Origin of the sequence: Arenibacter aquaticus, assembly GCF_003957295.1 — a bacterium.
Taxonomy (GTDB): domain Bacteria; phylum Bacteroidota; class Bacteroidia; order Flavobacteriales; family Flavobacteriaceae; genus Arenibacter; species Arenibacter aquaticus.
Genome location: NZ_RQPJ01000010.1, coordinates 1 through 2,881, shown reverse-complemented (window position 1 = coordinate 2,881; position 2,881 = coordinate 1). Strand labels below are relative to the sequence as shown.

Below are 2,881 nucleotides of genomic sequence, written 5' to 3'. Positions count from 1 at the left end.
TCCGGTTTCACCTTTCTCACCAGTAGCTCCGGTTTCACCTTTTTCACCCTGAATTCCTTGATCACCTTGAGCTCCTGTATCTCCTTTGACTCCGGTTGCACCTGTTGCACCGGTTTCACCTTGGATACCTTGTTCTCCTTGGGCTCCGGTATCTCCTTTCTCGCCTTGGATACCCTGGATACCTTGATCTCCTTTGGCACCAGTAGCTCCGGTATCACCTTTTTCTCCGGTTGCACCTGTAGCACCAGTAGCACCAGTAGCTCCGGTATCACCTTTTTCTCCGGTTGCACCTGTAGCACCAGTAGCACCAGTAGCTCCAGTTTCACCTTTTTCACCAGTGGCTCCAGTAGCACCTGTAGCACCGGTTTCTCCTTGAATACCTTGTTCTCCTTGAGCGCCGGTCGCACCAGTAGCTCCAGTAGCGCCAGTGTCACCTTTCTCACCCTGAACTCCCTGAGCTCCAGTGTCACCCTTGTCACCTTTGGCTCCAGTGGCTCCAGTTTCGCCTTTTTCGCCAGTGGCTCCAGTATCTCCTTTGTCACCTTTCTCTCCAGTTGCTCCGGTTTCACCTTGAATACCTTGTTCTCCTTGAGCTCCGGTCGCACCTGTAGCACCTGTAGCGCCAGTCTCACCTTGAATACCTTGTTCTCCCTGAGCTCCAGTGTCACCTTTCTCGCCTTTCTCGCCAGTGGCTCCAGTATCACCTTTCTCACCTTGGATACCTTGTTCTCCCTGAGCACCCGTATCACCTTTTGTCCCAATTAAACCGATACCTATAGGGCCTTGGGCACCAGTAGCTCCGGTTGCACCCGTTGCTCCAGTAGCTCCGGTGTCACCTTTCTCACCTTGGATTCCTTGGGCTCCCGTATCTCCTTTGTCTCCTTTTTCTCCAGTAGCTCCAGTCTCACCTTGGATACCTTGGGCTCCTGTATCTCCTTTAGCACCAGTAGCACCAGTATCACCTTTCTCTCCAGTAGCACCCGTTGCTCCCGTAGCTCCGGTCTCACCTTGAATACCTTGTTCACCTTGATCTCCTTTCTCTCCAGTAGCTCCAGTCTCTCCTTGGATACCTTGATCTCCTTTGGCACCAGTAGCTCCAGTCTCTCCTTTTAATCCTTGAGCTCCGGTCGCACCAGTCTCTCCTTGGATACCTTGTTCTCCTTGAGCTCCAGTATCACCTTTCTCACCTTTAGCACCAGTAGCTCCAGTAGCACCGGTATCACCTTTTTCTCCGGTTGCACCTGTAGCACCAGTAGCTCCAGTGTCACCCTTGTCGCCTTTGGCTCCAGTAGCTCCGGTATCACCTTTCTCTCCAGTTGCACCCGTTGCACCAGTATCTCCAGTATCACCTTTCTCACCTTGGATACCTTGATCTCCTTTGGCTCCAGTGGCTCCAGTCTCTCCTTGGATACCTTGGTCTCCTTTGGCTCCGGTATCACCTTTTTCTCCGGTTGCACCTTTAGCACCAGTAGCACCCGTTGCTCCAGTAGCTCCAGTTTCACCTTTTTCTCCAGTTGCTCCAGTAGCTCCGGTCTCACCTTTCTCACCCTGAACTCCTTGTTCTCCTTGAGCACCCGTTGCACCAGTATCTCCTTTATCACCTTTCTCACCTTGAATACCTTGATCTCCTTTGGCACCAGTAGCTCCGGTATCACCCTTCTCTCCAGTATCACCTTTTTCACCAGTGGCTCCAGTAGCACCTGTAGCACCGGTTTCTCCTTGAATACCTTGATCTCCTTTGGCTCCAGTAGCTCCGGTTTCACCTTTGTCACCTTTTTCACCTTGGATACCTTGATCTCCTTTGGCTCCAGTAGCTCCGGTATCTCCTTTTAGACCTTGGATACCTTGCTCACCTTGAGCTCCAGTTTCACCTTTTTCTCCAGTTGCTCCAGTAGCTCCGGTTGCTCCGGTTTCACCTTGAATACCTTGCTCACCTTGGGCTCCTGTATCTCCTTTGTCACCTTTCTCTCCAGTAGCACCCGTTGCACCAGTATCTCCTTTATCACCTTTCTCACCTGTAGCACCAGTGTCACCCTTGTCACCTTTTTCTCCGGTCGCACCAGTCTCTCCTTGGATACCTTGTTCTCCTTGAGCTCCAGTATCACCTTTGTCACCCTGAGCACCGGTATCACCTTTTTCTCCGGTTGCACCTGTAGCACCTGTAGCACCAGTATTGCCTTTCTCACCTTGGATTCCTTGCTCACCCTGAGCACCTGTAGCACCAGTGTCTCCTTTATCGCCTTTAGCTCCAGTAGCTCCTGTATCTCCTTTGTCACCTTGGATTCCTTGTTCTCCCTGAGCACCCGTATCACCTTTTGGCCCAATTAAACCAATACCTATAGGGCCTTGGGCACCAGTAGCACCTGTAGCACCAGTGTCTCCTTTATCGCCTTTGGCTCCAGTAGCACCTGTATCTCCTTTGTCACCTTTCTCGCCTTGGATTCCTTGTGCTCCAGTTGCTCCAGTTTCACCTTGAATACCTTGGGCTCCAGTATCCCCTTTGTCACCTTTCTCACCCTGAACTCCCTTATCACCTTTTTCACCTTGGATTCCTTGATCTCCCTTGTCACCTTTCTCTCCAGTAGCTCCGGTCTCACCTTTTTCTCCGGTTGCACCCGTTGCACCTGTATCTCCTTTTTCACCTTGGATACCTTGGATACCTTGGGCTCCTGTATCTCCTTTGTCACCTTGGATTCCTTGCTCACCTTGAGCTCCAGTTTCACCTTTTTCTCCAGTTGCTCCAGTAGCTCCGGTCTCACCTTTCTCTCCAGTTGCACCCGTTGCTCCAGTGGCTCCGGTTTCACCTTTCTCACCAGTAGCTCCGGTTTCACCTTTTTCACCCTGAATTCCTTGATCACCTTGAGCTCCTGTATCTCCTTTG

Annotated in this window: 5 protein-coding genes; all 5 read right to left on the bottom strand. The window is 51.5% G+C overall.

Annotated elements, in window-relative coordinates:
* Nucleotides 1-761, bottom strand: a 761-nt coding sequence (locus tag EHW67_RS20730) for a hypothetical protein (protein ID WP_317126876.1), incomplete at its 3' end; no start/stop codon positions are given.
* Between the two features lie 12 nt (nt 762-773).
* Nucleotides 774-1,088 carry a hypothetical protein gene (locus EHW67_RS20725; protein WP_238389930.1) on the bottom strand — a complete coding sequence of 105 codons (315 nt, stop codon included), beginning with the start codon at nt 1,086-1,088 and terminating at the stop codon, nt 774-776.
* A gap of 21 nt (nt 1,089-1,109) precedes the next feature.
* Nucleotides 1,110-1,781 carry a hypothetical protein gene (locus EHW67_RS20920; protein WP_317126875.1) on the bottom strand — a complete coding sequence of 224 codons (672 nt, stop codon included), beginning with the start codon at nt 1,779-1,781 and terminating at the stop codon, nt 1,110-1,112.
* Between the two features lie 48 nt (nt 1,782-1,829).
* Nucleotides 1,830-2,312 carry a hypothetical protein gene (locus EHW67_RS20915; protein WP_317126874.1) on the bottom strand — a complete coding sequence of 161 codons (483 nt, stop codon included), beginning with the start codon at nt 2,310-2,312 and terminating at the stop codon, nt 1,830-1,832.
* A 24-nt stretch (nt 2,313-2,336) separates the two neighbouring features.
* Nucleotides 2,337-2,881, bottom strand: a 545-nt coding sequence (locus tag EHW67_RS20910; RefSeq protein ID WP_317126873.1) for a hypothetical protein, incomplete at its 5' end; no start/stop codon positions are given.